Genomic DNA, 2,306 nt, shown 5'->3' on the forward strand with positions numbered 1-2,306 from the left:
CCNNCNCNGNCCTCCCGGCCGTCGACGCGGTCACGGTCGTGGTCTGCGGAGGTGCCCACCGATCCGCGTCACTGGTTCCTGACCCGCGACGAACGCGGCAACACCGCCACCGACGTGCACTCCGGCGGTGGCGACGACGGGGCGGCGTGGTCCGACGGCAACGCCGTCCGGCCGCTGGTGCACGGCGCGACCTACTTCGCCCGCCTGCACGCGGAACTGTCCGCGCTCGGCCCCGGCGACCGCGTGTGGTTCACCGACTGGCGTGGCGACGCGGACGAACGCCTGCTCCCGGACGGGCCGACCATCGGGGACCTGCTCGCCGACCTCGCCCGGTCCGGGGTCGAGGTCCGCGGTCTCGTCTGGCGGTCCCACGGCGAACGTGTCTCGGCTTCGTTGAGCGCCCGGTCCAACGAACTGCTCGGGCGGAAGGTCGACGACGCCGGCGGCGAGGTGCTCCTCGACCAGCGCGTCAGGGTGTTCGGCTCGCACCACCAGAAGTTCTTCGTGGTCCAGCACCGCGACGACCCGTCCGCGGACGTCGCCTTCGTCGGCGGGATCGACCTGTGCCACAGCCGCCGCGACGACGCCGGCAGGCGCAGGATGGCGCGGTGACCATCCCCACCCGCGCCGCCGGTCTCGACGCGCTCCACGACTTCGTCCCGCGCGCCGGGGCCGACTACCGGCGCGACCGCAACCACGACCTCGGGCCGTCCCGGACGAACGTCTCCGGGTTGTCGCCGTACATCCGCCACCGGCTGGTGACCGAGGCGGAGGTCGTCGACGCCGTCCTCGACCGCCACAGCCTGCACGCCGCCGAGAAGTTCGTGCAGGAGGTGTTCTGGCGGACCTACTGGAAGGGGTGGCTGGAGCAGCGTCCCGAGGTGTGGCGGCGGTACCGGGCCGAGGTCCGGGAGCTCCTCGCCGGGGACCTGCCGGACGGCTACGAGGACGCCGTCGCGGGTCGGACCGGGATCGACGCGATGGACGCCTGGGCACGGGAGCTCGTCGACACCGGGTACCTGCACAACCACGTCCGGATGTGGTTCGCGAGCATCTGGGTGTTCACGCTCGGGCTGCCGTGGCAGCTCGGGGCGGACTTCTTCCTCCGGCACCTCCTCGACGGCGACGCGGCGTCGAACACGCTCTCTTGGCGGTGGGTCGCGGGGCTGCAGACACGGGGGAAGACCTACCTGGCGACGACGGAGAACATCGCCCGGTACACCGACGGACGGTTCGCGCCGACGGGGCTCGCCACGGATGCCCGGGCGCTCGACGAGGAGCCGTTCCCGCCGGCGACGCCGATCCCCGACGACGAGGAGCCCTCGGCCGTCGGGTCACGCGTGGGGTTGCTGCTGCACGAGGAGGACCTCGAGCCGGCCTCGTTGCTCGCGCAGCTCGGGAGCTCGGCTCCGCCGCTCGCCGCAGCCGCGGTGGTCGCCGACGCGTCCTCGCGCTCCCCCGCCAGGGCGTCGTCGCTCGTCCGGGACTTCACCGCCGGGGCCGTCGCCGACACGGCCGCGCGGACACACGACGCCGACGGCGGTGCAGCCACGGTCCTCGGCTCCGCCGGTGCGGCTGCCGTCCTGGACTGGGCGGCGACGGCACGGCTCGACAGCGTCCTCGTGCCGTACGCCCCGGTCGGGCCGGTGCAGGAGCGGCTCGACGCCCTCCGGCCGGCGCTCGACGGTGCGGGCGTCCGGCTCGTCGCGGTGCGACGGCGGTGGGACAGCCGGGCGTGGCCGTTCGCGTCCCGGGGGTTCTTCCCGTTCAAGGAGCGGATCCCCGGCCTCGTGCGGCGGTGACGCCTACGGGAGCATCTGCTGGAACGTCGCCACGACGCGGACGACCCCGACGACGAGGCCGATGGCCGTGACGGCGATGGTCACCCAGAGCGGCCACATCGGACGGCCCGGCGCCACCGTGCGGAGGACGACCGTCCGGCCGATCACGTAGAGGATCGGGGAGAGCAGGAAGGCCCACGCCCACGGGAACGGCCGGACCACGCCGCGACGCTGCAACGTCCGGTGGTCGAAGTACGCCAGCACGACGTCCGCGGCGTACATGAGCAGGGTGAACACCTGCAGGAGGACGTACCCAGGGGTGTAGATCGACGTCGGGTCCACGGTCCGCACGCCCGGCTCGACGACGGTGTACCGGAACTCCGGGTGGTAGAAGAGCGAGACGGGCAGCGCGATGACGGGCAGCAGCACCATGACCCACACGAACACGGTGTCCGTAGAGACGTGGTCGGGGATGCCCCGGCGCTGGGTCTGCGCGGTCCCCGGTCCGACGTGCGAGGCCCACCC

Annotated in this window: 2 protein-coding genes and 1 pseudogene; 2 read left to right on the forward strand and 1 reads right to left on the reverse strand. The window is 73.4% G+C overall.

Annotated elements, in window-relative coordinates:
- Nucleotides 1-51: 51 nt before the first annotated feature.
- The gene (locus I59_RS05460; protein WP_022903005.1) at nt 52-612 is read left to right on the forward strand and encodes a hypothetical protein; all 561 of its coding nucleotides are present in this window, start codon (nt 52-54) and stop codon (nt 610-612) included.
- Nucleotides 609-1,802 carry an FAD-binding domain-containing protein gene (locus tag I59_RS05465; RefSeq protein WP_022903006.1) on the forward strand — a complete coding sequence of 398 codons (1,194 nt, stop codon included), beginning with the start codon at nt 609-611 and terminating at the stop codon, nt 1,800-1,802. Before I59_RS05460 ends, I59_RS05465 begins: the two co-directional genes overlap by 4 nt.
- A gap of 3 nt (nt 1,803-1,805) precedes the next feature.
- On the opposite strand, the pseudogene I59_RS22625 reads toward I59_RS05465, so the two are convergent.
- Nucleotides 1,806-2,306 (reverse strand): annotated as a pseudogene (locus I59_RS22625) (hypothetical protein); the annotation flags it as partial.

The sequence above is a fragment of the Curtobacterium sp. B8 genome, assembly GCF_000333315.1.
GTDB lineage: Bacteria > Actinomycetota > Actinomycetes > Actinomycetales > Microbacteriaceae > Curtobacterium > Curtobacterium luteum.